Source organism: Microcoleus sp. N9_B4 (genome assembly GCF_036701635.1).
GTDB lineage: Bacteria > Cyanobacteriota > Cyanobacteriia > Cyanobacteriales > Microcoleaceae > Microcoleus.
In genome coordinates this window covers 1-22,869 of sequence record NZ_JAUBRC010000069.1, presented here as the reverse complement: position 1 = coordinate 22,869, position 22,869 = coordinate 1, and the positions used below count along the sequence as shown (strand labels likewise).

Sequence of the window (22,869 nt, the reverse complement as noted above, 5' to 3'; positions counted from 1 at the left end):
ACACCAGGTACAATTGAACCGTAGGGGCGGGTTCACCAACCATCTATGGAAAAAATTAATAATCTCCTAAACCCGCCCCCACCCCATCGCAAATACAAATTTACCATTAATTTAAGGGATAAAACGTTGATGTAAAATTGGGCGTTGGAGGGCGGGTTTATCAGATTGTTTGATTTGTGTTAAAGATTTCGGTGAACCCGCCCCTACAGAGATTGCGGTTTTCAATATTCCCATTTACGTTTCTGTTTCTGTTTCAAATCCAACACCTTCATACAAAAGTGCGATCGGCAAATCAAACCCAATACTTGATAAAGTGATAATCTCCCCAGCAGTGTAAGAATAGTACAGCCACATTCTCCCCTCTCCCCGACAGTAACGCTCAACAAAAATCTTTTGTGAATCAATCAAGATATACTCTTGCAAAGTCGGAATTTTTAGGTAACAAGTGAATTTTTCATCCCGATCTTTAGCACTTGTACTGGGAGAAAGAACTTCCACAATGATTTTAGGATTCTGAATGAATTTGCGGGAATCCAGGTCTTGAGGGTCGCAACTGACTATCACATCAGGGTAGTAGTAACGGCTTTGAAAACTGACTTGCAATTTCACATCTGACACGTTCATCCGACAGCCTCTGGAACGCAGATGCGGGCGCAATGCAGTGTAAAAGTTAAGTGCAAGATCGTTATGAGGAATTGTACTGCCTGTCATGGCAAAAACTTCGCCGTTGACATATTCGTGGCGAATCTCTTGTTGAGCTTCCCATTCGAGATATTCCTCAACCGTCATTTTTTGGGGTTCTTGGGGAATGGCTATCATAACAAAATTTTTTGTGATGTTACTTTGATTGTAGCATTAGGCATGGGACAATTGTCAGAAAAACCCTAGATCAAAAATCCCCTTCATCTACTTGGAATACCGTCAATCCCAAGCTTCTCCACATATCAACAACTTGCTGGCGATCGTCCAAAACAAACTTAATGTTATACTTCCCTTCAATATGCTGCCGATACAACTCTTCCTTCATAATTGCATCCTTCCTCATATCTCCGGTTTTCCGCATATAAAGAGCAGCATAATTGACCTCGTACTGCTGCAACCATTTTTCAGTTTGAGGCTGACAGTCATCTGTGCGGCCCGACACTACAATAATATTAGCGCTGGGCTGCCACTTGCGAACGGTATCTAAAACCGGCTGATTCGGTAAATCGCGATCGCACGTAGAAGCATCAAAAGGATTTCTGCCATTGAGAAGCGCTAATGTGCCGTCCATATCAACAATAATTGCATCCGGCAAATCCGGGTTATATTCCGGCGGCACAACGGGAACCCGCACGTACTTATTGTACATCTTCATTATCACATCTTTGCCCACCGAATTAAGTCTTTTCAAATCCCGTTTAATACATTCCTCAACCGGAACTTGCAAGAAAGAATCATTAACTTCGACAACAGCTTTACCTTTAACCAACTGTTTAATATGCTCGATGTGAGGCCCAAAATTAGTATCATCAACAATGACGTGCTTGCCACTTTCCAAAGCCATCAAAATAATCGTATCTCTCAACTGCACAATAAACTTTTCATTCGCCGGCGACCAATGAGAAGCGTGAGCCATTTCTCTGAGCAAATCTTTATTGCTACGCACCCACTTTGCAGGTTCAGACAGCAGCAACTCCCTAGCAAATTGAGATTTTCCCGAAGCAGGTAAACCAACAAGTACAATAACTCTTTTCATGGCAATTGGTAATTGGTAATTGGTAATTGGACATTGGGCATTGGGCATTGTTTAAATACTTACCTCTTCATTCCATCCGTTACATCCGTTACATCCGTTACATAATCCGTTGCCGAACTTCCCTCTTCCTTAAACATCTGCCTCACGCTCGATAATTAATCCGTGTATCCGTGTCAAAATCCGTGTCGTGCCTTCTTCTTCACAAACCTAAATGGATGTAATCTAAACCCAATAACTGCTCTATTTTATGGATCGTAACATCACGGAGAGCTTCTTTCACTCCCGCAACTCTTCGGGCCCGCAAAGAAAACAAAATGCCGGAGTAGGGCAAATGTTTCACAGCTAAAGCAAAATCTTTCTGAACTTCTATATGTTCGTGCTGTCGGTAAACTTCCTCGATTTCTCCAACCAAACATTGATATTTGTCCTTAACTTTTTCGTACAATTGAGTCCACTCAGGAAAATAAGCTAAAAACTCTTCTCCTTCATTAGTTAAAACAATTTCTATCATGCGGCGGGTCGAAAACCCTTCGCGCAGATGGGAAATCGCGACATATTGCGGAGACTTAACTTTAACTCTGTTGAAGTTAGCATCGCAGATAATATACCCTTCCGAATTCATCGGATCTAAATGTTGAGCCGCTTCGATAACTTCTTTCCAGCTAGTTAAAGGATAGGATGCTACCAATTCCCAGCCGTATTTATTTGCCCAAATACTCGGATCGGTTTCTAGCAGCGTTTGAGTGTTGCGAACCCCGTGCAGCACGATTTGATTGTTTTGTTGCTGGACAACTATTCTATTGTAAGGCGTCATTAACTCAAAGATAAAACACTGGTCGGTTTCTTGTGGCAATTGATATCCCAATTCTTGCCAGACTTTCCAAAAAAGCTCTGCAAAAGTGAACCCAAAACCATTAACTTCGCCGGCGGCGTCGGGAGTGCCGCTAGATTGCACTCTCCATTCTCCCTTGTAAAAATACAGTACAGTCAGAGAACCGTCTAGTTTTTCGTAAACTTTGGCATGACTCCAATCAATTGCAGCGGCGTGAATTTCTCCGTAATTAAAAAATTTGTCGTAGGGATAAGAAACTATCTGCCAATCTTGAGATGAATCTAAAATAATGCCTCGGCACTGCTGGACTATTTTTTCGCCCAGGGGAGATTCTATCTGCGAGTATTTCAGACAGACTAAATCGGGATATTGGCGGTGGCGGGTAACTTTGATATGATAAGTTTCGGACAAAGTTTCCAATCCGTGCTGACGTAAATACTCTTGTAGTTCCACGTTCGATTCCTAAATTTGTCTCCTTCTATATTTTATCTGTAACTGCATATTTTAGGGAATTTGTAAACAAAAAGTTAAAGTTGCTTTTTTGCGGAATGCCTATTGGGAGTTTTGTATTTTCGAGTATCGTTGTAAATAGGTGAATGTGCTTCACCGAAAAACTCGACTGTTTCGACATCAAGGAAAAACACAGTGAACAATAAATTATTACTTTTGGCGACTTCGGCGTGTGTATTAACTGTTTTAGTACCTGTATCGCGAGTTTTTGGTGCGTGCGAATTGTCGCAGCGGCCGCCGGAAACCCAATCTGTTGCTGTAGCGGGTACGGCTGTTCCGGTAAGTCAAATCTTGCAAAAGTTAAGAGGCAAAACACAAGTACCAATTTTCCTCCCCAGCCGGCTTCCTATCTCGCAGAAGCTTTACTATCAAAGCCAAGCGACAACGGACAGCTATACTATTTCTATGGAGTATACAGCAGATTGCCGAGGTGCGGGAGCTTGCAGTTTTGGGGAAATTCGAGGTCAGAAAGGCGGTGAGTTTTCTACAAAACTAGAAGGGGTAACTAAGACATTAAAAAATGTTCAACTTGCGGGCGGAGTGAAAGGAGTTTTTCACAATGGTTGCGGGGCTTACTGCACAGCAACTCTTGAGTGGAAAAATCAGAATTTTATGTATACCGTAGCAATTAAGAATGGACGGGAATCTGATTTAATTTTAATAGCAAATTCTGCTATTCAAGCTGGGAAGCGTTAAGTTTTGTAGTCGGGGACGCACAACTTCTATCTGTAGGGTGCTCCGTGCGTACCTGACCGTTATTGTATGATATATCTTAACTCGCACTCGCCTCTTACAAGATGCTATGGTTTTTTTGCGCTGACCTACTTAGGGGGAAATCAGGATGAGGAGAAGATGGTTATTTGCGGCGATTTTTGCTTGTGTGGTGACTGCTTTTACCATCGCACCTTTGACACCAAACTCAGCGTTAGCAAGGACTGAACTCCCGATTACAGAAATCCGCTGGTTTAATTTTTCCCCTGAAGATAGCTGGCAACCGATACAATTTATTGTACCCGATCGCAACACTGCAAAATCTGCCGGCAGCCGCAAGTTGCGGTTGTACGATGTTCATATTGCCAAGATGTTTGAGATTTCTCATTTTCTGTGCGATCGCGATCGGGCTTCTGAGGGTTACAATTGGTCTTATCAAGCGGAAAATGGCAATATTGAGATGGGACGCTTCAAAATTAGCTGCAATCTCGCCCGTTCCATAGCCACAGCTTACGGGTTAGGGAAACCAGAAATTACAGTAATTCGCCGCAGCTTCAACCTGAAAAATGGTCGCCCTTCTTTTGCGCTAGAAAAATACTCGATTCCCACTTTTAACATTGCTAAAAATAGAGTTGTGCAGTGGAGGAATTTTGTGCAAAAGTTTCCCCCAATCCCCGATAATTCAGCAAAGCAAGCTAACAGTAGTTTTCCTGCGAGTAACATCTTTCGGCAAATCAAAGGCAAAACGCGAGTGCCTGTTTTTCTTCCTAGTATACTTCCTTTATCTGACATTCAGCAACTTGATTTTGATGTGCAAGCGGGGGCCGACGGTTACATTGTGGGAATGTATTTAGGCAAAGGATGCCGCGCGGCAGCCTGTTATTTCGGCACAATTGAAGCTAAAAGAAATGAACCGTTTTCGCCTCCTTCGCGATTGCCGCAGGATACTTACAGAAGCGTTGAATTGGCGGGCGGATTCAGGGGGATTTATTTCAATAATTGCGGTGCTTACTGCACTGCTTTTGTTGAGTGGCAAAGGCTGGGGGTGCTGTACCGATTCACAAGGAAAAACGCACGGCAGCAAGAAGTTGTCCAGATAGCAAATTCTGCAATTCAAGCAGGGCAACGTTAAATTTTGCTGGAAATGGAAAAGGTACGCGCGAGCGAAGCTATCCCGAACGCGCGTGCCTTCCCGCAGGGTAGGGAATCGACCTTTTTCACTCCTCATAAACTTTATTCTGGACAAACTGAATGGTCGCGGTCAAACCAAATGATGTAGTAAACAGATTGAACGCGAAACCCAAATATCCGTTTTTTCTCATCAATTCGCATTTCGGATAACCTCTCATCTTCAGGAATATTGTCTGGCAAAGCCGAATGAATGTTAATCAACTTATAACCCGTTCCCACTGATTCACCTCGTTTTTTTGATCCGTGACCTTTGATTTGGCCCCAAGTATATTTCTCAATTTTCTTTAGTCCTTCAATTAGGTCATTGATTTCTGATGATGTCCAGTCAGACAAAAGCCAACGATTTTTATCTGCATAGGTAAATCTGAAGCTAGGATGATCGTCATCTGTACTGCTTGGTCGATTTAACTGAGTTGCTTGCTCGGGAATTCTGCTTTGTTGCTTTTTTTGAGATGGCTTTGGTATTTGACTTTTTTTCCCCACTTACGCCTCCGCCAAAAGTGCATAGCAGGATTTAATATCCTCGCGGGATATAATTTTAGTTGATATTTCAGCAGGTTCTAATCCCTTGCGGGCGTTGACCCAAGGTGTCTCCGATTGCGTCAATTCAGCAAGATGTTTAGCGCTTAATTCTCCATAAGCATTCCAGACTTCTTCGAGTACCTCGATCTCATCTTCATCAAATTCTGCTTCCAAATTATCGGGAGCAGGAATATCGCTATATTTGTAAGCTTTGTACTCATCCCACACATCGCGGACAATGGGGCCGGAAATCCAAGCTTCAATCTCTTGAAAAAATAGCGGCTGGTTTCTAAATACTAAACTCCAAGCTTGCGCGTAATATACGAGCTTTTGCAGTTTCAGAGGAGAAATGGTATCGCCTGCTTCTCGATCGACACGACATAAAAAGTAACGAGCTACGTCAAGAGCACTTTTCATAGTTTTAGGATTTTAGTAATTTGACAAGTTCACTTTTGATGCTAAGCTATTTGGTGGCTTTAGAAGTACGATCGCACTTTCGATCGCCCTTTTCCCCTCGCCACTACATTTATCTCCCCAAATCCCGCAACCTTTGAGCTAATTCTTTCTCGCTGCAGCTAAGCTAACTCCTCCTGCCAACCAGGTTCATCCGGCTCGACGCTAGGTAAATCTCACATCTTGCACCATTCTCAAGAACAGGCTTTCCGGCCTGTTCCACAAAGAGTAGATTTTCTTGTGGAACGGGCCGGAGAGCTCGTTCATAAAAAGCTTATTGACAATGGTGCAACATCTCAGTAAATCGTACATCGCTGGCAGCCTTTGCTTCAGAATGTCGATCGCCCCCATGCCAGCGACGCCCAATGCTGGAGGGGAAACATCATCAAGACTCACTGCTACTGGCGGTCAAAATCTGGTATTTCTATTTGATCGCCCGAATTATCCCAACCAGCAATTAAAGTCCCCACCTGCGGTACGCTAGATCAGGTGAATATATTGGCTGATTTCAAGCTATCCTCCGATCGATCTTATGTCCCCAACCACATCTGCCCCTTCCCGAACCGTTCGCATCGGTTCCCGCAAAAGCCAACTCGCTCTCGTGCAAACCCACTGGGTGCAAGAACAGCTACAGAAACACTTCCCGCAACACACTTTTGAAGTCCACACCATGTCCACCCAAGGGGACATAATTCTTGATGTCGCCCTCGCTAAAATTGGCGATAAAGGACTTTTCACCAAAGAATTAGAAACGGGGATGATTAACAATGAAACGGACTTTGCCGTTCATTCCCTCAAAGATTTGCCTACCAATTTGCCCGAAGGTTTAATTTTAGGATGCGTCACCGAACGGGAAAATCCCGCTGACGCCCTGGTAGTTCACTCCAAGCACAAAGACAAGCAACTCGACACCCTCCCAGAAGGTTCAGTAATCGGAACTTCTTCCCTGCGGCGGCTGGCTCAACTGCGACACCATTTCCCTCATTTTGAATTTAAAGATATTCGCGGCAATCTCAATACTAGACTCGCTAAATTAGATGAGGGCGGTTACGACGCGATTATTTTAGCAGTTGCCGGCCTCGAAAGATTGGGAATGGGCGATCGCATCCACCAAATTATCCCTGCTGAAATCTCCCTTCATGCCGTCGGACAAGGTGCTTTGGGCATCGAATGCCGCGCCGGAGACACAGAAATCATGGCACTGATTAAAGCTCTCGAACACTCGGAAACCGCCCAAAGATGTTATGCTGAACGCGCATTTCTGCGGGAATTAGAAGGCGGCTGTCAAGTGCCGATCGGCGTCAATACCAAAATAGAAAACGGTCAATTAACCTTAACCGGAATGGTATCGAGTCTCGACGGCAAGCGATTCGTCAAAGATAGTGTTTCCGGCGCCGCCGAGACTGCTGAAATGATCGGAATTGACCTCGCTCACCGCTTGCGCCAACAGGGAGCTAGTGAAATTTTGGAGGAAATATTTGTCCAAGTTCAACGTGGTTCATAAAACAGATCCGCATCTCTTTGTCAATGCTTTGAGACGCGATATATCGCCTTTTGTAAAATAAAAAAAACAGGCGGTTTGCTTTGGCAGAATAGGTAGAGTAGCAGTCTGATTGTAGATTTTTGATGGGATTTTAGGTAGGACTTGCGCGATATATTTCAAAAATATCTGACTAATTTAGGACGCTCCGCACGGGTGTTAAGCAACCCGGTTTCTGATGTAAGTCTCGCTGTATAGCCCAAGATTTATGGTAAAAACCGGTTTTTTTCGTAAGTCCTATAATTCTTAACATCCCCATCCACAATCTACAATCAAACATCCAAAATTAATCAGCAATTTATTTCAGGTAAAAGCCAAATATGAGCGCTAGAGAAACTCAATTAAAGCTGGAAGTGAAAAAGGTTCAGCAACTCTATAGCAAAATGCAAGCAGACCAACAAGCTTTGCAGAAGCAATTGAAAGAGTTCAAAACTCAAGCAGGAAATTTTTCGGATGCAGTCGAGCAAGTCTTGCCGTCCTTAGTTTCAATTTACGTCATGGATTGGGATACAGAAGAAGAGATTTCTTCAGGAAGCGGGTTCTTTGTATCGCCGGACATAATTGTCACGAACTATCACGTTGTAGAAGATATTGCCGATGAAGATTACTTCTATGAAGAAGATGAAATCGAACAGGTTTTAGTCGAAACTCACGACGGAAAATTGAGATTGGCAGAGGTGGTGTTTACTGGTAATGCCGAAGAAGATTTAGCATTACTCTTAATTAGCGATTTTACCTTCGACCCGAACACAGGGGAACAAGTGGACTCTCCCCAAGAATATCCTCCCCTAGAGTTGTCTTTTGATGTGAAAGTGGGAGATAGAGTAATTGCCGTCGGCAATCCTTTGGGGCAGTTTGCTTCAACTGTAACTCAAGGTATTGTGAGTGCAATTCGCGAACCAGAGGAATATGAGGAAGGCGACGATGAAGAAGATGATGTTGCTGAGGTGAAGGTATTGCAAACTGATGCGGCGATTAATCCGGGAAATTCTGGCGGCCCGTTGATTAATATGGCCGGTCAAGTGGTTGGGGTGAACACGTGGGGATGGGAAGATGCTGATAATATTAATTTGGCGATCGCCTCTGAAGCTTTGGATGATTTTCTAGCGGGATTTGAGGAGACTTTTGAGGACAATTCTCAGAATTAGTCGGGAGTTGTCCGTAATATGTGATTCGGGCGATCGCCCTTTTTCTGAGAAGGGACGAAAAGGGCGATCGCACTTTCCTCAATTACACTTCCCTCACAGCAACAGGAATGGGTTGCAGAGAAATAATAGAAATTGTTTCAACCAGTCACAGCGTGTAAGCTGAGAGATGCAAAAAATCACATACTGGTTTTTGCAGCAATATCTCAAAAACTATTTCTCGCAATTCGCTTGATAGCGACGTAATCGGTAAAATCGTGACTGTATTTGCAGCACGGTTATTGGCATCATTGCTGACTATCAAGATGGGACGGCGTTTATCCATCTCGGAACCCACCGCAGGGCTTAGGTTTGTATAGTAAATTTTACCATGTTTCATCTGTCAGTCCATCTGCAACTGTCGCCTCCCAACCCGGGTCATTTTCTAGAGATGCTTCTCGGTAGGCAGACTCTAGTTCCAAACGCCTTAATAACTTCAGTGCTACTTCTATTACTTGGGAGTCAGATTCGCAGCCCTTGGCAATTTTGTAGCTTTCAATAAACTGTGCTAGCGATCGCGGTAAGGAAATCGATATTTTTTCAGCTTGCGTCATCTTAGCAATTGGTAATTACAAAGATTATTTTTAGATGATAGCACGAGCGAGCCAAGTAAATTTTACTATTGATAGAGCGATCGCGCTTTCCCTCAACAAAAGAGAGCCCCCTTCCACACAAAAAGAGCGATGGACATTCATCAAAGTGATTTAAGGTGGAAAGTAACGATAAATATCTTTCCGGTGGAGAACCCTAGCAAAAGTAACAATCTCGCCCTCAAAATAAAAACCTATTCGATAGTCGCCCACCCGAAGCCGATAGGCATTGTCATCGCCTTTTAATTTTTTCAAGTTAACAATTGTCTGTAAATCCGTAACATTTGGTATTTCTTCAAAAGCGATTGCCTTGATTTGCTCAAAGACAGGTGTACTTTTAAGAGCTTTTAAATCCTTCAAAAAACTGGGTAGATATTCGACTTTCATTCTTGTTCCAGTTCTGTCAGTGCTTGCTGTAAAGTTAACGGCTTTTCAGCTTTTACTTCGCGCATGGCGAGGATAAGTCCTCGCTCTTCGATCGCATCGAGAAGATATTGATAGTCAGTATAATTGAGTATGACTTGACTAATGTTGCCTTCGGTATCGAAGATTAATTCTTTGGCAAGGGGATAGTCTTCTATTTTCATAGATTTGATATTGAGATGAGTGAGAAAGGAATGATGCTTCTATTGTAACAGCTATCTTTTTATTAACAAGGTTTTAGGAGGGGCGATCGCGGGGGGGACAGCCCTTACAGTTACAATGGTTAGGGCGATCGCCCTTCCCATCCAGAAAGGCGATCGCTCTTTTTTTGAAAGAGCATGAAAAGAGCGATCGCGAATTAGAAGGGTAAAGGAATCGGAATCGGAACGCGATTCCGAATTTCTTGTTCAACTCGTTGCTTAACTTCGTTTTTAAGGATGTTAGCAGCAACACTGGCAAGGCTGACATCGCCGCTAGCCGCCACATCAAATAAACATCCTTCTAGGCGTTCGCTTGGTACTTCAGCTTTGCGACAAGTTTCTTCCGCAAGTTGTACCGCTTGCGGGGCAAGCATCCGCAATATCTTGAAACCATTAGGAAAGGATTTATTAGTGAAGCTATCAGTATTTTTGCCAGCGGGATAATCAAACAGTGATTCTGTTTGGGAAATCCGCCAACTATCGCCGAATTGCCGATGAATGGAATCTAAAAAAGCTTCGGTCAGTGGGTCGAGTGGAATAGGAATCCAGCGGCTAACATCAAAGTTACTTAATACCGATCGCGCAATGTTCATCGCTTCTTTATTTTCTGCAATGACGCGACCATCACGAGTCATAAAGTCGTCTGAGGGGTTGCCGTTGAAGTTGCCGAGTAAACCTTCGAGTTGACCCCGATCGCCTTCTGTTACGCCCGGTGTCACTTCAACAAGCTTGTTAAAAATCTTCACTGTTACTTGCTCATCACTCGGCCACTGCACGAGGTAGCTACCACTGCCCGTGCGAGCAACAAAGCCACCACCCGATAGGTTTTGTTTTTCCCCTGAAATGGTTTTGCCGTTAACGCGCAAGGGATCTTGGGTGTTGTTATCAGGGAAATCTTGGGAATAGATGGCGACGCGATCGTTGCCGACTCGCATAGCGGCGGCGATATTTATTCCCAGCGATGAGCTCGATCCATAGGGAGCTTCGCGAACTTGTACCTCGAAGTGTTTGTCTTTCGATCGGGTAAGGACAAATTCACCGATTGCGTGGTGATCGTATTTTTGACCGTCAAAGCTTGTGAGATGTGGATCGCCCCAGGATGAGGCATTGAAATAACGCATACCACTAGACAATGCCGCAATTTGAGCCGCGTCATCTACGGGATTTCCCATCTCTGATGCGTTTGCGGATGCGTTTGCGTTTCCCAACCCCAAAGTAGTAGCTAGGCCAATAGCACCGCCAACACCAGCAATAGTATTTTTTTGTGTCCCCAGATTATTCAGGAGCGATTGCATTGAATCTCCTATTTTGTTGACACCCCCCTGTAATAAATCTATCTGTTGAGGTGCCTGATCCTGACCTAGTTGAATTGCTTGCTCCTCTCTAGATGTACCCGTATTCGAGTTATTGTTGCGTCTTTGATTACCGTTCCCTCCTGAGCTACCATTCCCTCCTCGATTATTGTTCTGTGATGGATTATTGTTTAGATTATTTGGTCCTTTTCCACCGAATCCTGATCTTTGAGTATCTGGAGTTCCCAGAGTGAAAGTGTCAGTCGGAGTTTGTGTAAACCTCGTTGCTAAAGCTTGATCTTTTGTAAGGTTTGCATTACTGAATCCCCCAAATTGACTATATGCAGAATGTGGGTTTGCTGTTGATGACCAAATACCGTTACTTATCTTCTTATTTTCAGCAAGCAGAAAAACTTCTTGTTTCTTCCCGATCTCTAGCTTACTATTATTGATGTTACTAGCAAGCAGAAAAACTTCTTGTTTATTGCTAGTTTTTCTCTGTCTATTGTTTCTGGCAGGATACTTTGATTGACTTAATTTTGAAATAAAAAAGTAAATTAGCTGAGAGTTTTGATTTTCAACCTTGTCGGCAATACCCAAAAAAAGAGTGAAATCTTTGTTTGGAAAAAGCTTAATCTTCATATCGTCATCTGCAAAATCTACCTCAAGCATTTGCTCAAAAGGAACTGTACTGTTGTTCAGTACCGGATATTGAATTTCAGATATACAGTTAGAAGAACATTTGTCAATAGTCAAAGCTCCATCAACCACTGAAAACCTCATAAACCTCCCAACCACCAAACCTGAAAAATCTGGTTGATAACTTCCAGCATATAGCCATATACCTTCTAAGTTAGGTACTTGTGTGGTGACGGTTGTCTGTCCCGTTGGAGGATTATCAAAATCAGGACGTAATGGCTGATTCGGCCCCGGATCTTGAGGAAACGGTGGCACTTGCGGATTACTCGCAGGCGGCGTATTCGGTGCATCATCAAACTCCCCCGGATCTCGCTGCACCAACCAATCCGAAATATTCCTTTCCACAGCAAGCGGAGTCGCCGCCACCACCCGATCGGACGAATTAACTAAATTCACCGTGCAAACCGCCGAACTAAAACTGAAAACCGTACAAAGTGCAGCCGATAAAGCCCGATTGACAATCGTACCAGGAGCCAGCAAAGCACTCATTAAAAAAGCAAAAAAACTAACAATACCAAGAGCAAAAAGACGAATACGACGCATAAATTACCTCAACTAGATAATTAAAGGATTACTGAACAATAGTGACAAGAGTGCCTACCTTTACCTGAGAAAATAATTCCTCTGCATCCTGGCTATACATCCGTAAACAGCCGTGAGAAATAGCCTGTCCCACTGTTTGCGGCTGGTTGGTGCTGTGAAAGCCATACCAAATTCGACCTTCAGTAGAAAACCCAATCCAGTAAGTACCTAACGGATTTGCCGGATCGCCGGCTGGGACAATTTGACCCGTCAATGGGTTCATCCAAATTGGGTCGCGAACCATCTGAACAACCTTAAAACTGCCAGTAGGTGTTTCCCATCCAGCTTTGCCAATACCTAGCGGGTATTTTTTTACCTCAACTGCACCCCGGTAAACTGTCACTTGGCGACGACTAAGACTGACTTCTAGGCGAGTTTCCTGATTAGCTGGCGGTTGCAATTCAAGAGATAGCCGATCGCTCACTTGGGCCAACACAAGAGGTTGGTGGCTAACAATTAAACCTGTGGCTGCTGCCAACAAAACTACCCAATTTGAGAGTGACGTGAAAATCTTAAACATCTTGTACATAAGCACTACCAACCGCCACAAACCAGTTGAGAATTAGGAGGAAGGCGAGGCCAAGGCGCTTGTCGCTCCATTGTGAAAGGAATTGTCACTTTACTGCGATCGGGTTTGCCATCCGAGAAGGCAATCTGACCGTTGATTTTGAAACCGCGATCGCTAATATCACCCCTTAATTGTCCGTTGCCAAATCGCAAAGGGATGCTGCTAGTAATCTGCTCTCCCAAACGCTGTCCTTTACCTAACCCGCTGCTATTTTGATAAAAACCAGAAATTGAGAGGTTATCTCCATCCTCAGTGATTTCTACCATCGCAGTATAAGGTTGTCCTCCAGCAAAAAATCCCGATTCAGGGTTGTATCCAAAATCTGTAGGCGAACTAAATTTCCACTTGCCAGTAATAGGACAACTAACCCTTGCATTAGATGCCGATGGCGATGGAACGTTTGAATTTCCATCAGGATTATCAAACTCAGGGCGGATAATATTAGGCCCTGGATCTTCAGGATACGGCGGTGCTTGTCCATTGCTAGCAACAGACAACGTACTTGCTACTGTAACAAAAATAAAAATTCCCCAATTAATAAATCGAAATCGAATCAGGCCCATAACTTACCTCACATATTGAGCAGTTAACATTACCCAAACAAGTCCAGAACCTTCAAGTAAATCAGAAGTGCGATCGCTCTCAATAAAAACGATCGCCCTCACGCCCTAAAACGGCAAAATTCTCCGAATACCCCGTTGAATCACATCTTTAACAATATCTTTACCAAAATCTGCAAACCAACCTTGAGCCTCCCCAGGCTTTACCTCTTCCGCATCCACATTAGCTGGCGGTTTATTATCAATTTTAAAAGCAGATTTATCCATCCCTACCTGCGACATCATCCCCACAAAAGTATTAATCGGAATCGCCGAATTAAACCCTGTTTTCAACTCTTCTTGCCTTTCCCCCGCCTCATTTCTTACCGTACCAACCGTATCCCCTTGTCCGTGAATTCCAATCACTCGCGCGCTCACATCAAACACAGGCCCACCGCTCATTCCCCGCCTCGTCACCGCATCATAACGCATCGTATATCCTTGATCGTTACTCGATCGAATATTAGTAACTTGCCCGTTCGTAAACTGATATTCTCGTTCTGTCCCACCGCCAGCCGGTAAAGGATATCCCGAAATATAAACCCCAGATCCAATCGTTGCTTCATCGGAATTGCTAATCGGTGCAACGGAATATTCTTCGTCACTTTCAAACATCGCAATTGCTAAATCTGGCCCGCTCTCATTATTCCGAAAACCCTTGACATCCGTCACCTTATGCTCTTTACCCTTAGAAGTCCGAATCATAAATTCAGTGTTGGGGTTTTTCACGACATGATATGCCGTTAGCACTGTATAATTCTTGCCTTTTTTAGCAATAATTACTCCCGAACCACTATCCCCCGGACTCAGGATATTGTTGATCTGCACTGTAGTGGGAACTGCTATTTGAGCGACTTCTTTAGCCGTTTTTGCCATGACTGGCTGGCTAATCATAATTGCTGCTACTGTTGCCGTTCCTGCTACGATCGCCGGAACATAATTAAAACGAGAAACTCCGAAATTCATAAATACCTCCGTTGAAATTGAAATGTTGCACTGTAGCAGAAACCGGGTTTCTGGCAAAGACTTTGCATCTAAACCTATATTTGTCTGTCAGAAACCCGGTTTCTCAAAGCTTGTTAAGAATGCTGCAAGATGTCAATAAAAAATCACATCTTGCACCAATAGACATCTCATTAAAAAATTCTGGAAGCCTTCTCCTGTCGGAAAAAAACCTAATTTTGGGATAAGGTCAATTGGGGGTTTTGCATGGGTTGGGGCGGGTTTCTTTAACCTATTTGCTGCGTTTAAAGCTGTTGGCGAACCGGCCCCTACAGGTTATTGAATCAACCCCTTAATAAGAGGAGCTTTGAGAAACTCGCGCATAACGCAAATAGGTGGTAATCGGAATTCCCCAACTAGAATTCACCATGAGTTCCAACATTCCTGCCGATGGTTCAGTTCCATCCTCAAAGGCATAAATTCCAAAATCAGGATCGCCGTTTTTCATCCGACCGTTAATCCCAATTAAAAGCCCCCGATCGTTAAAAATTGGCCCGCCGCTCATCCCCACTGCAATATCATTTGTGTATCCCAAACGATATCCTTGAGCGAGGGATTTTGGCGGCAGCACCGATACAGCACCTTGGGTAAATCGAAATGCCCGAATTCCTTGCTCGAAAGTAGTGGTTAAACTGCGGCCCCGATACATCGGAAATCCGGCGGCAAATACGGGTTCTCCTACTCTTAATAAATCAGTGCTAATTTTGGTGACTTGATAGATTGTGGAACTGCGAAATTGAACGATCGCCAAATCCGCATTTCCCAACTGTTTCGGAACACCTAGCAGCCGATACCGCTGACCGTCTGGCGCGATCGCGGTATGCTGCTGGCTGAAACCGACAACGTGCCAATTTGTCAGCACCGTGTAGACTTGACCCTGCCGCTGGACGATCGCCCCGGAACCCGAAGCATCAGGCGTTAAAATACGTACCGTCGTTAACTTTGCCAATCTTTCAACACCGGCACTTTGAGCATCAGTAACGGGAGAATTTGCGCTAACTGGTTGGGCAATAACGCTGCAACTAGCTGGAAAAATACTCAGCACAACCGCACAAACTCCCGTCAGTCCCAGTTTCCGCAAATTCATCACCTTAGAGCTCCCGCGATCCGGCACCAGTGCTCGGTTGTTGAGGTGCAGGTTGACTATTTCTAGGTGCAGGAGGCGCGATCGTACTTCCCTCATCTCCCAACCTGCCGCTGACATCAATGAAAGGAATACTGTCCTTGCTTTCAGACAGAGAAGGAGCACCCGCTTGTCCCTCCCGCCAAGCCAAGAGATTATTCAGTGTTTTCACTGCATCTTGATTTGGTTTCAGTGTAAATATTAATCCTTGGCAGCGGCCGTTCACTTGGCTAGTCGTGCAAACCACCCGCTGCCCGTTCATGAACCCCACAGTGATGAACTTAAGCTCTTTGTTACTGCGGAAAGTTTCCAGGCGAGCGCTCACCTCGCGGCAGCGAGTCACAGGATCGTAGCCAGCACCGGAGAAATCATTGGAAACCCACCGAATCCAAGGTTCTCGATTTCCCTGTACGTTTTGATACATAGTTGTCGGCACGCCGGTTGAATTGTCGCACCAGAAACCGCGCTGTCCCGGTGCCGGTTGACTTTGAGCGGGTTTGGTGATAAAAGATACGCTGCTAAGGGCGATCGCGATCGCCCCTACTGTCAAAGCAGTCATTGATTGCCATTTGCTCATGATTATTAACTTCTCTCAAAAAACTAATTATTTGCCAAAAAACAACAACCCGGAGAAAAGACAAATGCGATCGCACCGATCGAAAAAGCCATTTCCCCAGCCTCGCGAAACTCACATCCGTCACAGACTAGGTTTTATCTCACCTATATTCAACCGATCGCCTGCGGCCATTTCCCCAGCCCCGCGAAACTCACATCCGTCACAGACTAGGTTCTAAGTCACTTATATTCAGTTGATTCAAATTTTGGTCTTGTCAGCGCTTACAGTTGTACAGCATAGATGCACTTTAGGTTTGATTAACCTTAACTCAGAATCTTACATCATTCTCTTCCATTTATCAATCCCCCAATGCAAAAATTTTATTGGCGATCGCCCTCGGTTGAAAAACCCCATTTATTTAGCAGATACCGGTAAGGACACAGCAATGCCACGTCCCTACAGATATCGCGTAAAATCTAGCTGTTAGCGTGTTTAACCTGACTGATTAGCCCAATAGCCCGATCGATCGCACTTTACGTTCTCGACTTCCACTCCTCAACATCTTCATCCGTAATCAAGTACCGATAATGAGTCGAACCCTTAACAGTTACCCGAATCAAACTTTTCTTCTCCCTCTCACTCTCAATAGTCACCTCTCCGAACCCAGTTTCTTCCCAAGTTTCCGACAGAATGTCCTCGATTTTATCAAAAACCTGATTAATCGGATTCTCCCTACTTTCTCGCCCTGATGACATATCTGTTTCCACCTTCTGATTTGACTTGGGTTTACTATTGCTGTCGCCTGCTTTGTCAGCCCGATCGCCCGCAGCATCATTTGACACAAACCCCATAGCTTTTTACCCCCTAAATTTCAGCCTCTATAGGTATTTAGGAAAAAGCCTTCTATTTTTACGCATATTGGCAGGTTTTGTAACAATAATTTACACTATTGCCCCAGCGCCATTCATACACGGTCAGGTACAATATGTGCGATCGCAATCAATACGTCCGCCATTAGCAATTCCCAGTATTTGTATCCGAACTATCAAAACGCATCTTATCTACCATCAACTCCATACTTCCTACCTCTAAGGTCGATTTGAGACTAGAGATTAGAGACAGGAAATTTGAGATTTCCTTCACAGCCTCTACTAAATGCTTGAACTAAGCACAAAAAAAATTGCTGGAGCGATCGACAATAGAGATTTATACTTGTTTTTGGAAGGCGCGTTAATATTGTGCCACTCGCCATTTAAACTTAATCTAGAGTAACAATCTCAAGGAACACAAAAAAATAATGCGTATTTTATTTGTATCCGCCGAAGCATCACCCCTCGCCAAAGTCGGCGGTATGGGCGATGTCGTCGGCGCTTTGCCGAAATTTCTGCGGCGCATGGGCCACGATGTCCGCATCTTCATGCCCTACTACGGTTTCGTTCCCGACAAAATGGATGTTCCCAAAAAACCTGTTTGGGATGGGGCTGCCATGTTCCAAAGCTTCTCGGTGTTTGAAACTGTTTTGCCGGGAACCGATGTACCTTTATACTTAATGCAACATCCATCTTTCTTGCCGCGCCGCGTTTACGGCGGTTTAGATGAAGATTGGAGGTTCACTTTCTTTGCCAATGCTGCGGCTGAATTTGCGTGGAATCATTGGAAGCCCCAAATTATCCACTGTCACGACTGGCATACGGGGATGATACCTGTTTGGATGAGCCAAGACCCGGATATCAGCACGGTTTTTACTATTCACAATTTAGCTTATCAAGGGCCGTGGCGCTGGCGTTTGGAGCAGATGACTTGGTGTCCTTGGTATATGCAAGGTCACAATACAATGGCTGCCGCAGTACAGTTTGCCGATCGAGTAAATACAGTTTCGCCGACTTACGCCGAGCAAATCAAAACCCCAGCTTATGGGGAAAGTTTGGAAGGTTTGCTGTCTTACCTCGGCGGTAAAGTATCGGGCATTTTGAATGGAATTGATACAGAATCTTACAACCCAGCAACAGACAAGTACCTCCATCAACAATTTAGTGTTGATACTATTGAAAAGCGCCCCGCTAATAAAATTGCGCTGCAAGAAGAAGTCGGTTTGGAAGTGAATAAAAATGCTTTTTTGATCGGCATGGTGACGCGGCTGGTAGAACAGAAGGGATTGGATTTGATAATTCAAATGCTCGATCTGTTCATGGCCTATACCGACGCTCAATTTATTGTACTCGGAACGGGCGATCGCTACTACGAAACCCAACTCTGGCAAATGACAGCCCGCTATCCCGGTCGGATGTCCACCCAGCTACTTTACAACGAGGCCCTCTCCCGGCGCGTTTACGCAGGCTGCGACAGCTTCCTGATGCCCAGCCGTTTCGAGCCCTGCGGCATCAGCCAAATGCTCGCCCTCCGCTACGGGTGCGTGCCAATGGTTCGCCGCACCGGCGGTTTAGTCGATACCGTTTCCCACAACAACCCGATCGACAATACCGGTACCGGTTACTGTTTCGATCGCTACGAACCCCTCGACTTGTTCACCTGCATGATCAGAACTTGGGAAGGTTTCCGCTACAAAGATAAGTGGAGAGAACTGCAACAGCGCGGCATGAGAGAAGATTTTAGCTGGGATATTTCGGCCCGGAAATACGTCAACTTGTACAGCGATATTTTGGGATTGCCGCCGGAAGAAACCGCACCGGCACCAGAGGCAGAATTGATCGTTGGTAAGGGTTAATCTTAGTAAGGTGCGTCAGTCGCTGTTTGATTCGACTGAATCGAGGGGCGATCGGCTGACGCACCCTACAGCTTAGTAAGGTGCATCAGTCAATCGATTTTAGATTTTAGATTTTAGATTTTAGATTGAAGCATTGACCCCACGGATGAGTCCGGGGGCTTGTATCCTGGATGCTTTCAGTCAGTTTTTGATTCAATTTAATCGATCGACTGACTACTGACTACTGACTAATGACTACTGACTACTGACTACTGACTACTGACTAATGACTAATGACTACTGACTACTGACAAATTAATCAACAAATAAATCGAGAGGTAAATGACCGTAAGTGCCACTAACTCCACCTTCTGAGGAAGATTGACACGACACCAAAACGCCCCGGTAAGTTCCGGGATAGCCGTCAACATAATACGACCCCTTCAAAGTATTGAACTTAATATAAACCGAACCCGCAAAGGTCGAGACAGCATGGGGATCTAAAACAGCTTGATATCCCAAAGCTTTTAAATAAGCTTCTAAAGCTAAAAACCCCTCATCCGTCGAAGAAGCGCACACTCCCAACATTTGATAATCCGACAAACTTGCTACCAGCAAAATCGCTTGACGGAGTGCCTGTTTTTCCAGCGGCGATGCTACAGATTGCATATCCAGACAAGTGAAATCCTTGAGGATTTGCTGTGCTTCTTCAACAGTTAGGGTAGTCGGGTTTTGAGTAGACATGAATTGCTCTGATATTTCCCAAAATTACGATCGACAATCGGGCACTCGTCAACGAATTTCTGCCATTGCAACCCTCGATCGACGGAGGTAACACTTGCACAAGTCCTGATTATAGCCCATTGTGTGCTCTGGCCATCAATTCGGGCGATCGTCTTCCAGGGCTTAGCCAACGCCCGAATCGCACAAAAAAGCTAGTAGTTTTTACCCGCGTTTTCAAGTTTAGATCAGTCCGGGTTTTTTCAGTTTTGCTAGCGCATCTTCTGCCGCATTTTTCTCAGCATCTTGTTTGCGACGACCCCTGCCAACACCGTACATTTTACCGCTGACATACACTTCAGCAGTGAACTCTTTGGCATGATCCGGGCCTTCCTCATCAATGATTGAATATTCAGGGTTTTGACCGAATTTTGCCAGAGCCCACTCCTGAAATCGATTTTTAGAGTCTATAAGGTTTTTCTGCCCAGCATCGGACTGAGGGTAAACCATACTATCAGCAACTGGAATAAACAGCTTTTTAACAAAGGCGCGGACAGGTGTAATGGTTGAGTCGAGATAGTACGCACCAATAATCGCTTCAAAAGTATCGCAAAGCAAAGAGGGATTTTGGCGACCTTTATCTTGTTCTGCCCCTTTTCCCAGGCGCATTAACTTGCCTATACCTAGTTGCTCAGCAAACTTTGCTAGCTGATCCTGATCGACTAATCCAGAACGCAAGCGAGTTAATTGAGCTTCGCTAAAATCTTCATAGCGCTTGTACAAGATTTCGCCAACTAGATAACCTAGCAGGGCGTCGCCGAGGAATTCTAGTCGCTCGTTGTGTTCGCCTGCTTCTGGGTGTTCGTTAACGTAGGATCGGTGAGTGAGTGCGCGACTTAGAAGTGATTCATTTTTAAATTTGGGAAGTTTTGGAAATTTTGGAACTTTTGGCATTTTTGTTTGTTTAGTTATTCAGCAAATCAATTGTAGGGAAAAAGTCTTTACATTAGCTCTATTTTTTTCAGTCCAGCTTCAGCAGCCAGCTTTTCAGCGTCTTTTTTACTGCTAGCTGTAGCTTGACCGTACACCTCATCCTTCACGCGCAGTTCAACAGTAAATTCTTTAGCATGACTAGGGCCAGCCTCATTAATTGTTATGTATTGAGGGGGAATTGGCCCGATATTGCGATGTACCCATTCCTGAAACCGATTTTTTGAATCTACAAGGTGTTTGGAATCGATATCAGGCGTAGGAGACAAGAAATCTTCAACTACTGAAGTAAACAGCGACTCTACAAACTCACGGACAGCCTCAATACCAGAATCGAGAAAGTACGCGCCGATAACAGCTTCAAAAGTGTTACTAAGCAGCGTGTTCTTCGTTCTTCCTCCACTTGTTACTTCACCTTTGCTTAACCGCATCCATTGGCCAATGTCTAACTCGATCGCAAACTTCGCTAACTGTGCCTTATCTACTAACGCAGAACGTATGCAAGTCAGTTCACCCTCACTTTTATTTGAATAATCACGATAGAGATATTCAGCGCTCAGAAAAGTTAACAAGGCATCACCGAGAAACTCTAGTAGCTCGTTGTCTTCACTTACTTCTTTCGGATTTTCAAAAAGAAATGATCGGTGAGTAAGTGCCTGATTTAACAGAGAAGCATCCTGAAAATTTAGTGTTTGTAGTAATTCTGCTAAACTTGCTCTACAGCGAGATTCTTCAGCAGAAGAACTTTTAGTTTCGTGACGAGTTTGCTCTTGAGCAACAAGAAGTCGCATGACATCTTGTTTTTGCTTTTCTACTTCTTTAATATCTGCCTCAGATGCAGATATAGCTTTAAGTAGTTTGGCAATACTGCCGAGAGCGCGATAGGTGTCTTCACTGGAAAATGAGGAATTGTGCGCCCAATTATTGCGGACTTCTATAAGTTCAATCACTAGAGCATTTTCAAAAGGAGTTAGATGCCTTTTGAAGACATGATCCCACTGCTTTGACATGACTGATAACAGGGTCAAAACATCTTCACGCAGAATATTGTCTATTATTTTTCTTTTGGGTATTTTATTGTTTACCAAGCAATCTTGAGCCTTTGCCAGCCAGCGCTCTCCGTAAAATGCTTGCATTTGTTGTTCCACATAAGGGTACAATCTCTGACAGAGAAAGTTTAAAGCATTGCCAACTCGTTCGTTATTGTTCATAGCCATCTTTGTTATTTCCTTCTCTCGATCGCTTAGGGTAGATTATGGTTTTTTATTTCCGGGTCAAACCCGGTTGATTTGAAAAACCGGGTTTGTGAATTGAGATGTTACCTATAGACAATTACCCCTTACCCAGTTTGGAGGGTAGAGACTGTTTCCGCGAGACTGGTTGCATGAAAGACAAGCAAGTCGTAGGTTTTCTAGACTGTCAGATCCACCGCGGCTTCTGGGGCGCAAGTGTTCGATAGTCAGTTGATTTTCTGGGAGACATTTACCGCACCACCAACAGTTATGACCATAATCATCGATAAGCTTTTGCTTCTTGTTATGCTTCTGCTTTAGATTCATTTCGGTTTCCTTGTGCTTGTTGTTTACAACAGCGTTGAAACATCAGTTATCCAGCACATAAGGAGTGTTGCTTAAGGATTGGCAAGAGATGAATATTCCCACACAAATAAGATTTAAAAGTAGGGATTAATGCTACTTCTAATTTACTTATCTTATGTGGATAATTTTCTATCGGTAAATTCATAAATGAGAACAACTCACACTAAGCAAACACTTTTTATGTGACGCTCGGTGTGAGCTGATGTCTCATCTACCGTATATGTAAATATTCTTATATGTATACATCTATATGAGATTAATAGACAACTGCAATAGATATTTAGATAAATACTTAGCAATGTTATTTACTAATCACATATTGAAGCATATGTATAAAAAAAGATACATATACGATAGGTGAGACAGCAGCCCACGCTCGGCACTGGAATTTTGATGACCCAATGATTTCCCTCAAGCCTAGCAGACAGCGAAGCTAGATGTCAATCTCTCCCCCTCCCCCCGCGAGCTGACAGGTGTAGGTTTTTTACAACGGGGTAGTATAAAGTCAATTAAACCAGGCGACAATAAGGGTGATGAGCAGG

General features: G+C 44.1%; 26 protein-coding genes. 5 read left to right on the top strand and 21 right to left on the bottom strand.

Annotated features, from left to right (window positions below; all coding sequences use genetic code 11):
* Positions 1-234: 234 nt before the first annotated feature.
* The 3 genes from QUA43_RS28385 to QUA43_RS28375 form a co-directional block, all read right to left on the bottom strand.
* Positions 235-819 (bottom strand): Uma2 family endonuclease, encoded by a 585-nt coding sequence (locus QUA43_RS28385; protein ID WP_333378824.1) that lies wholly within the window; start codon positions 817-819, stop codon positions 235-237.
* 70 nt (positions 820-889) lie between these two features.
* Positions 890-1,786, bottom strand: a complete 897-nt coding sequence (locus QUA43_RS28380; RefSeq protein ID WP_333378822.1) for a phosphatase domain-containing protein — start codon at positions 1,784-1,786, stop codon at positions 890-892.
* A gap of 151 nt (positions 1,787-1,937) precedes the next feature.
* Positions 1,938-3,023, bottom strand: coding sequence for a T4 RnlA family RNA ligase (locus QUA43_RS28375; RefSeq protein ID WP_333378820.1), 1,086 nt, complete (start codon positions 3,021-3,023; stop codon positions 1,938-1,940).
* Positions 3,024-3,215: 192 nt separating this feature from the next.
* Between QUA43_RS28375 and QUA43_RS28370 the strand changes: the two genes are divergently transcribed.
* Entirely contained in the window at positions 3,216-3,776 is a 561-nt protein-coding gene (locus tag QUA43_RS28370; protein WP_333378819.1) for a hypothetical protein, read from the top strand.
* A 145-nt stretch (positions 3,777-3,921) separates the two neighbouring features.
* The gene (locus QUA43_RS28365; RefSeq protein ID WP_333378817.1) at positions 3,922-4,923 is read left to right on the top strand and encodes a hypothetical protein; all 1,002 of its coding nucleotides are present in this window, start codon (positions 3,922-3,924) and stop codon (positions 4,921-4,923) included.
* Between the two features lie 101 nt (positions 4,924-5,024).
* Here QUA43_RS28365 and QUA43_RS28360 read toward each other — a convergent pair whose 3' ends face one another.
* From QUA43_RS28360 to QUA43_RS28350, 3 genes are all read right to left on the bottom strand, one after another.
* Positions 5,025-5,465, bottom strand: a complete 441-nt coding sequence (locus QUA43_RS28360) for an MAG6450 family protein (RefSeq protein WP_333378815.1) — start codon at positions 5,463-5,465, stop codon at positions 5,025-5,027.
* Positions 5,466-5,921 carry a type II toxin-antitoxin system antitoxin SocA domain-containing protein gene (locus tag QUA43_RS28355; RefSeq protein WP_333378813.1) on the bottom strand — a complete coding sequence of 152 codons (456 nt, stop codon included), beginning with the start codon at positions 5,919-5,921 and terminating at the stop codon, positions 5,466-5,468. It abuts the gene before it with no gap.
* Positions 5,922-6,122: 201 nt separating this feature from the next.
* Positions 6,123-6,353 (bottom strand): hypothetical protein, encoded by a 231-nt coding sequence (locus QUA43_RS28350; protein ID WP_333378812.1) that lies wholly within the window; start codon positions 6,351-6,353, stop codon positions 6,123-6,125.
* A gap of 136 nt (positions 6,354-6,489) precedes the next feature.
* Between QUA43_RS28350 and hemC the strand changes: the two genes are divergently transcribed.
* Positions 6,490-7,461 (top strand): hydroxymethylbilane synthase, encoded by a 972-nt coding sequence (gene hemC / locus QUA43_RS28345; RefSeq protein ID WP_333378810.1) that lies wholly within the window; start codon positions 6,490-6,492, stop codon positions 7,459-7,461.
* Positions 7,462-7,817: 356 nt separating this feature from the next.
* A complete protein-coding gene (locus QUA43_RS28340) occupies positions 7,818-8,645 on the top strand; it encodes a S1C family serine protease (protein ID WP_333378808.1) in 828 nt (275 codons plus the stop codon).
* 145 nt (positions 8,646-8,790) lie between these two features.
* On the opposite strand, the gene QUA43_RS28335 is transcribed toward QUA43_RS28340, so the two are convergent.
* The 11 genes from QUA43_RS28335 to QUA43_RS28285 form a co-directional block, all read right to left on the bottom strand.
* Positions 8,791-9,021 (bottom strand): type II toxin-antitoxin system PemK/MazF family toxin, encoded by a 231-nt coding sequence (locus QUA43_RS28335; protein WP_333378807.1) that lies wholly within the window; start codon positions 9,019-9,021, stop codon positions 8,791-8,793.
* A complete protein-coding gene (locus tag QUA43_RS28330; protein ID WP_333378806.1) occupies positions 9,008-9,235 on the bottom strand; it encodes a CopG family transcriptional regulator in 228 nt (75 codons plus the stop codon). Before QUA43_RS28330 ends, QUA43_RS28335 begins: the two co-directional genes overlap by 14 nt.
* A 150-nt stretch (positions 9,236-9,385) precedes the next feature.
* The gene (locus QUA43_RS28325; RefSeq protein WP_333378804.1) at positions 9,386-9,658 is read right to left on the bottom strand and encodes a type II toxin-antitoxin system RelE/ParE family toxin; all 273 of its coding nucleotides are present in this window, start codon (positions 9,656-9,658) and stop codon (positions 9,386-9,388) included.
* The gene (locus tag QUA43_RS28320) at positions 9,655-9,858 is read right to left on the bottom strand and encodes a hypothetical protein (protein ID WP_333378802.1); all 204 of its coding nucleotides are present in this window, start codon (positions 9,856-9,858) and stop codon (positions 9,655-9,657) included. The genes QUA43_RS28325 and QUA43_RS28320 overlap by 4 nt, the downstream gene beginning before the upstream one ends.
* A gap of 194 nt (positions 9,859-10,052) precedes the next feature.
* Positions 10,053-12,203 carry a VWD domain-containing protein gene (locus tag QUA43_RS28315; protein WP_333378800.1) on the bottom strand — a complete coding sequence of 717 codons (2,151 nt, stop codon included), beginning with the start codon at positions 12,201-12,203 and terminating at the stop codon, positions 10,053-10,055.
* Positions 12,204-12,456: 253 nt separating this feature from the next.
* The gene (locus tag QUA43_RS28310) at positions 12,457-12,996 is read right to left on the bottom strand and encodes a L,D-transpeptidase (RefSeq protein ID WP_333378798.1); all 540 of its coding nucleotides are present in this window, start codon (positions 12,994-12,996) and stop codon (positions 12,457-12,459) included.
* Between the two features lie 5 nt (positions 12,997-13,001).
* Positions 13,002-13,598 carry a hypothetical protein gene (locus QUA43_RS28305; RefSeq protein WP_333378797.1) on the bottom strand — a complete coding sequence of 199 codons (597 nt, stop codon included), beginning with the start codon at positions 13,596-13,598 and terminating at the stop codon, positions 13,002-13,004.
* 105 nt (positions 13,599-13,703) lie between these two features.
* Complete coding sequence (locus QUA43_RS28300; protein ID WP_333378795.1) at positions 13,704-14,600, bottom strand: serine protease; 897 nt, start codon at positions 14,598-14,600, stop codon at positions 13,704-13,706.
* A 328-nt stretch (positions 14,601-14,928) separates the two neighbouring features.
* Positions 14,929-15,819 (bottom strand): serine protease, encoded by an 891-nt coding sequence (locus tag QUA43_RS28295; RefSeq protein WP_333378793.1) that lies wholly within the window; start codon positions 15,817-15,819, stop codon positions 14,929-14,931.
* Positions 15,728-16,336 (bottom strand): COP23 domain-containing protein, encoded by a 609-nt coding sequence (locus QUA43_RS28290; protein WP_333378791.1) that lies wholly within the window; start codon positions 16,334-16,336, stop codon positions 15,728-15,730. The genes QUA43_RS28295 and QUA43_RS28290 overlap by 92 nt, the downstream gene beginning before the upstream one ends.
* A gap of 512 nt (positions 16,337-16,848) precedes the next feature.
* Positions 16,849-17,166, bottom strand: coding sequence for a hypothetical protein (locus tag QUA43_RS28285; protein ID WP_333378789.1), 318 nt, complete (start codon positions 17,164-17,166; stop codon positions 16,849-16,851).
* Between the two features lie 446 nt (positions 17,167-17,612).
* On the opposite strand from QUA43_RS28285, the gene glgA reads away from it, so the two are divergent.
* The gene (gene glgA / locus QUA43_RS28280; RefSeq protein WP_333378787.1) at positions 17,613-19,040 is read left to right on the top strand and encodes a glycogen synthase GlgA; all 1,428 of its coding nucleotides are present in this window, start codon (positions 17,613-17,615) and stop codon (positions 19,038-19,040) included.
* Positions 19,041-19,334: 294 nt separating this feature from the next.
* On the opposite strand, the gene QUA43_RS28275 is transcribed toward glgA, so the two are convergent.
* From QUA43_RS28275 to QUA43_RS28260, 4 genes are all read right to left on the bottom strand, one after another.
* Complete coding sequence (locus tag QUA43_RS28275; protein ID WP_333378785.1) at positions 19,335-19,763, bottom strand: DUF1824 family protein; 429 nt, start codon at positions 19,761-19,763, stop codon at positions 19,335-19,337.
* A 219-nt stretch (positions 19,764-19,982) separates the two neighbouring features.
* On the bottom strand, positions 19,983-20,693 hold the full coding sequence (rnc, locus tag QUA43_RS28270; RefSeq protein WP_333378783.1) for a ribonuclease III: 711 nt from the start codon (positions 20,691-20,693) through the stop codon (positions 19,983-19,985).
* Positions 20,694-20,740: 47 nt separating this feature from the next.
* Complete coding sequence (gene rnc / locus QUA43_RS28265; protein WP_333378781.1) at positions 20,741-21,940, bottom strand: ribonuclease III; 1,200 nt, start codon at positions 21,938-21,940, stop codon at positions 20,741-20,743.
* 111 nt (positions 21,941-22,051) lie between these two features.
* Positions 22,052-22,288 carry an HNH endonuclease gene (locus tag QUA43_RS28260; protein WP_333297715.1) on the bottom strand — a complete coding sequence of 79 codons (237 nt, stop codon included), beginning with the start codon at positions 22,286-22,288 and terminating at the stop codon, positions 22,052-22,054.
* Between the last annotated feature and the right edge of the window lie 581 nt (positions 22,289-22,869).

Coding starts and splice junctions, on each gene's coding strand:
- QUA43_RS28285 (WP_333378789.1), bottom strand. CDS start 17,166: ATGGGGTTTGTGTCAAATGATGCTGCGGGCGATCGGGCTGACAAAGCA.
- QUA43_RS28295 (WP_333378793.1), bottom strand. CDS start 15,819: ATGAGGGAAGTACGATCGCGCCTCCTGCACCTAGAAATAGTCAACCTG.
- QUA43_RS28365 (WP_333378817.1), top strand. CDS start 3,922: ATGAGGAGAAGATGGTTATTTGCGGCGATTTTTGCTTGTGTGGTGACT.
- QUA43_RS28310 (WP_333378798.1), bottom strand. CDS start 12,996: ATGTACAAGATGTTTAAGATTTTCACGTCACTCTCAAATTGGGTAGTT.
- QUA43_RS28340 (WP_333378808.1), top strand. CDS start 7,818: ATGAGCGCTAGAGAAACTCAATTAAAGCTGGAAGTGAAAAAGGTTCAG.
- QUA43_RS28385 (WP_333378824.1), bottom strand. CDS start 819: ATGATAGCCATTCCCCAAGAACCCCAAAAAATGACGGTTGAGGAATAT.
- rnc (WP_333378781.1), bottom strand. CDS start 21,940: ATGAACAATAACGAACGAGTTGGCAATGCTTTAAACTTTCTCTGTCAG.
- QUA43_RS28290 (WP_333378791.1), bottom strand. CDS start 16,336: ATGAGCAAATGGCAATCAATGACTGCTTTGACAGTAGGGGCGATCGCG.
- glgA (WP_333378787.1), top strand. CDS start 17,613: ATGCGTATTTTATTTGTATCCGCCGAAGCATCACCCCTCGCCAAAGTC.
- QUA43_RS28355 (WP_333378813.1), bottom strand. CDS start 5,921: ATGAAAAGTGCTCTTGACGTAGCTCGTTACTTTTTATGTCGTGTCGAT.
- QUA43_RS28320 (WP_333378802.1), bottom strand. CDS start 9,858: ATGAAAATAGAAGACTATCCCCTTGCCAAAGAATTAATCTTCGATACC.
- QUA43_RS28380 (WP_333378822.1), bottom strand. CDS start 1,786: ATGCCCAATGCCCAATGTCCAATTACCAATTACCAATTACCAATTGCC.
- hemC (WP_333378810.1), top strand. CDS start 6,490: ATGTCCCCAACCACATCTGCCCCTTCCCGAACCGTTCGCATCGGTTCC.
- rnc (WP_333378783.1), bottom strand. CDS start 20,693: ATGCCAAAAGTTCCAAAATTTCCAAAACTTCCCAAATTTAAAAATGAA.
- QUA43_RS28300 (WP_333378795.1), bottom strand. CDS start 14,600: ATGAATTTCGGAGTTTCTCGTTTTAATTATGTTCCGGCGATCGTAGCA.
- QUA43_RS28335 (WP_333378807.1), bottom strand. CDS start 9,021: ATGAAACATGGTAAAATTTACTATACAAACCTAAGCCCTGCGGTGGGT.
- QUA43_RS28305 (WP_333378797.1), bottom strand. CDS start 13,598: ATGGGCCTGATTCGATTTCGATTTATTAATTGGGGAATTTTTATTTTT.
- QUA43_RS28330 (WP_333378806.1), bottom strand. CDS start 9,235: ATGACGCAAGCTGAAAAAATATCGATTTCCTTACCGCGATCGCTAGCA.
- QUA43_RS28275 (WP_333378785.1), bottom strand. CDS start 19,763: ATGTCTACTCAAAACCCGACTACCCTAACTGTTGAAGAAGCACAGCAA.
- QUA43_RS28325 (WP_333378804.1), bottom strand. CDS start 9,658: ATGAAAGTCGAATATCTACCCAGTTTTTTGAAGGATTTAAAAGCTCTT.
- QUA43_RS28260 (WP_333297715.1), bottom strand. CDS start 22,288: ATGAATCTAAAGCAGAAGCATAACAAGAAGCAAAAGCTTATCGATGAT.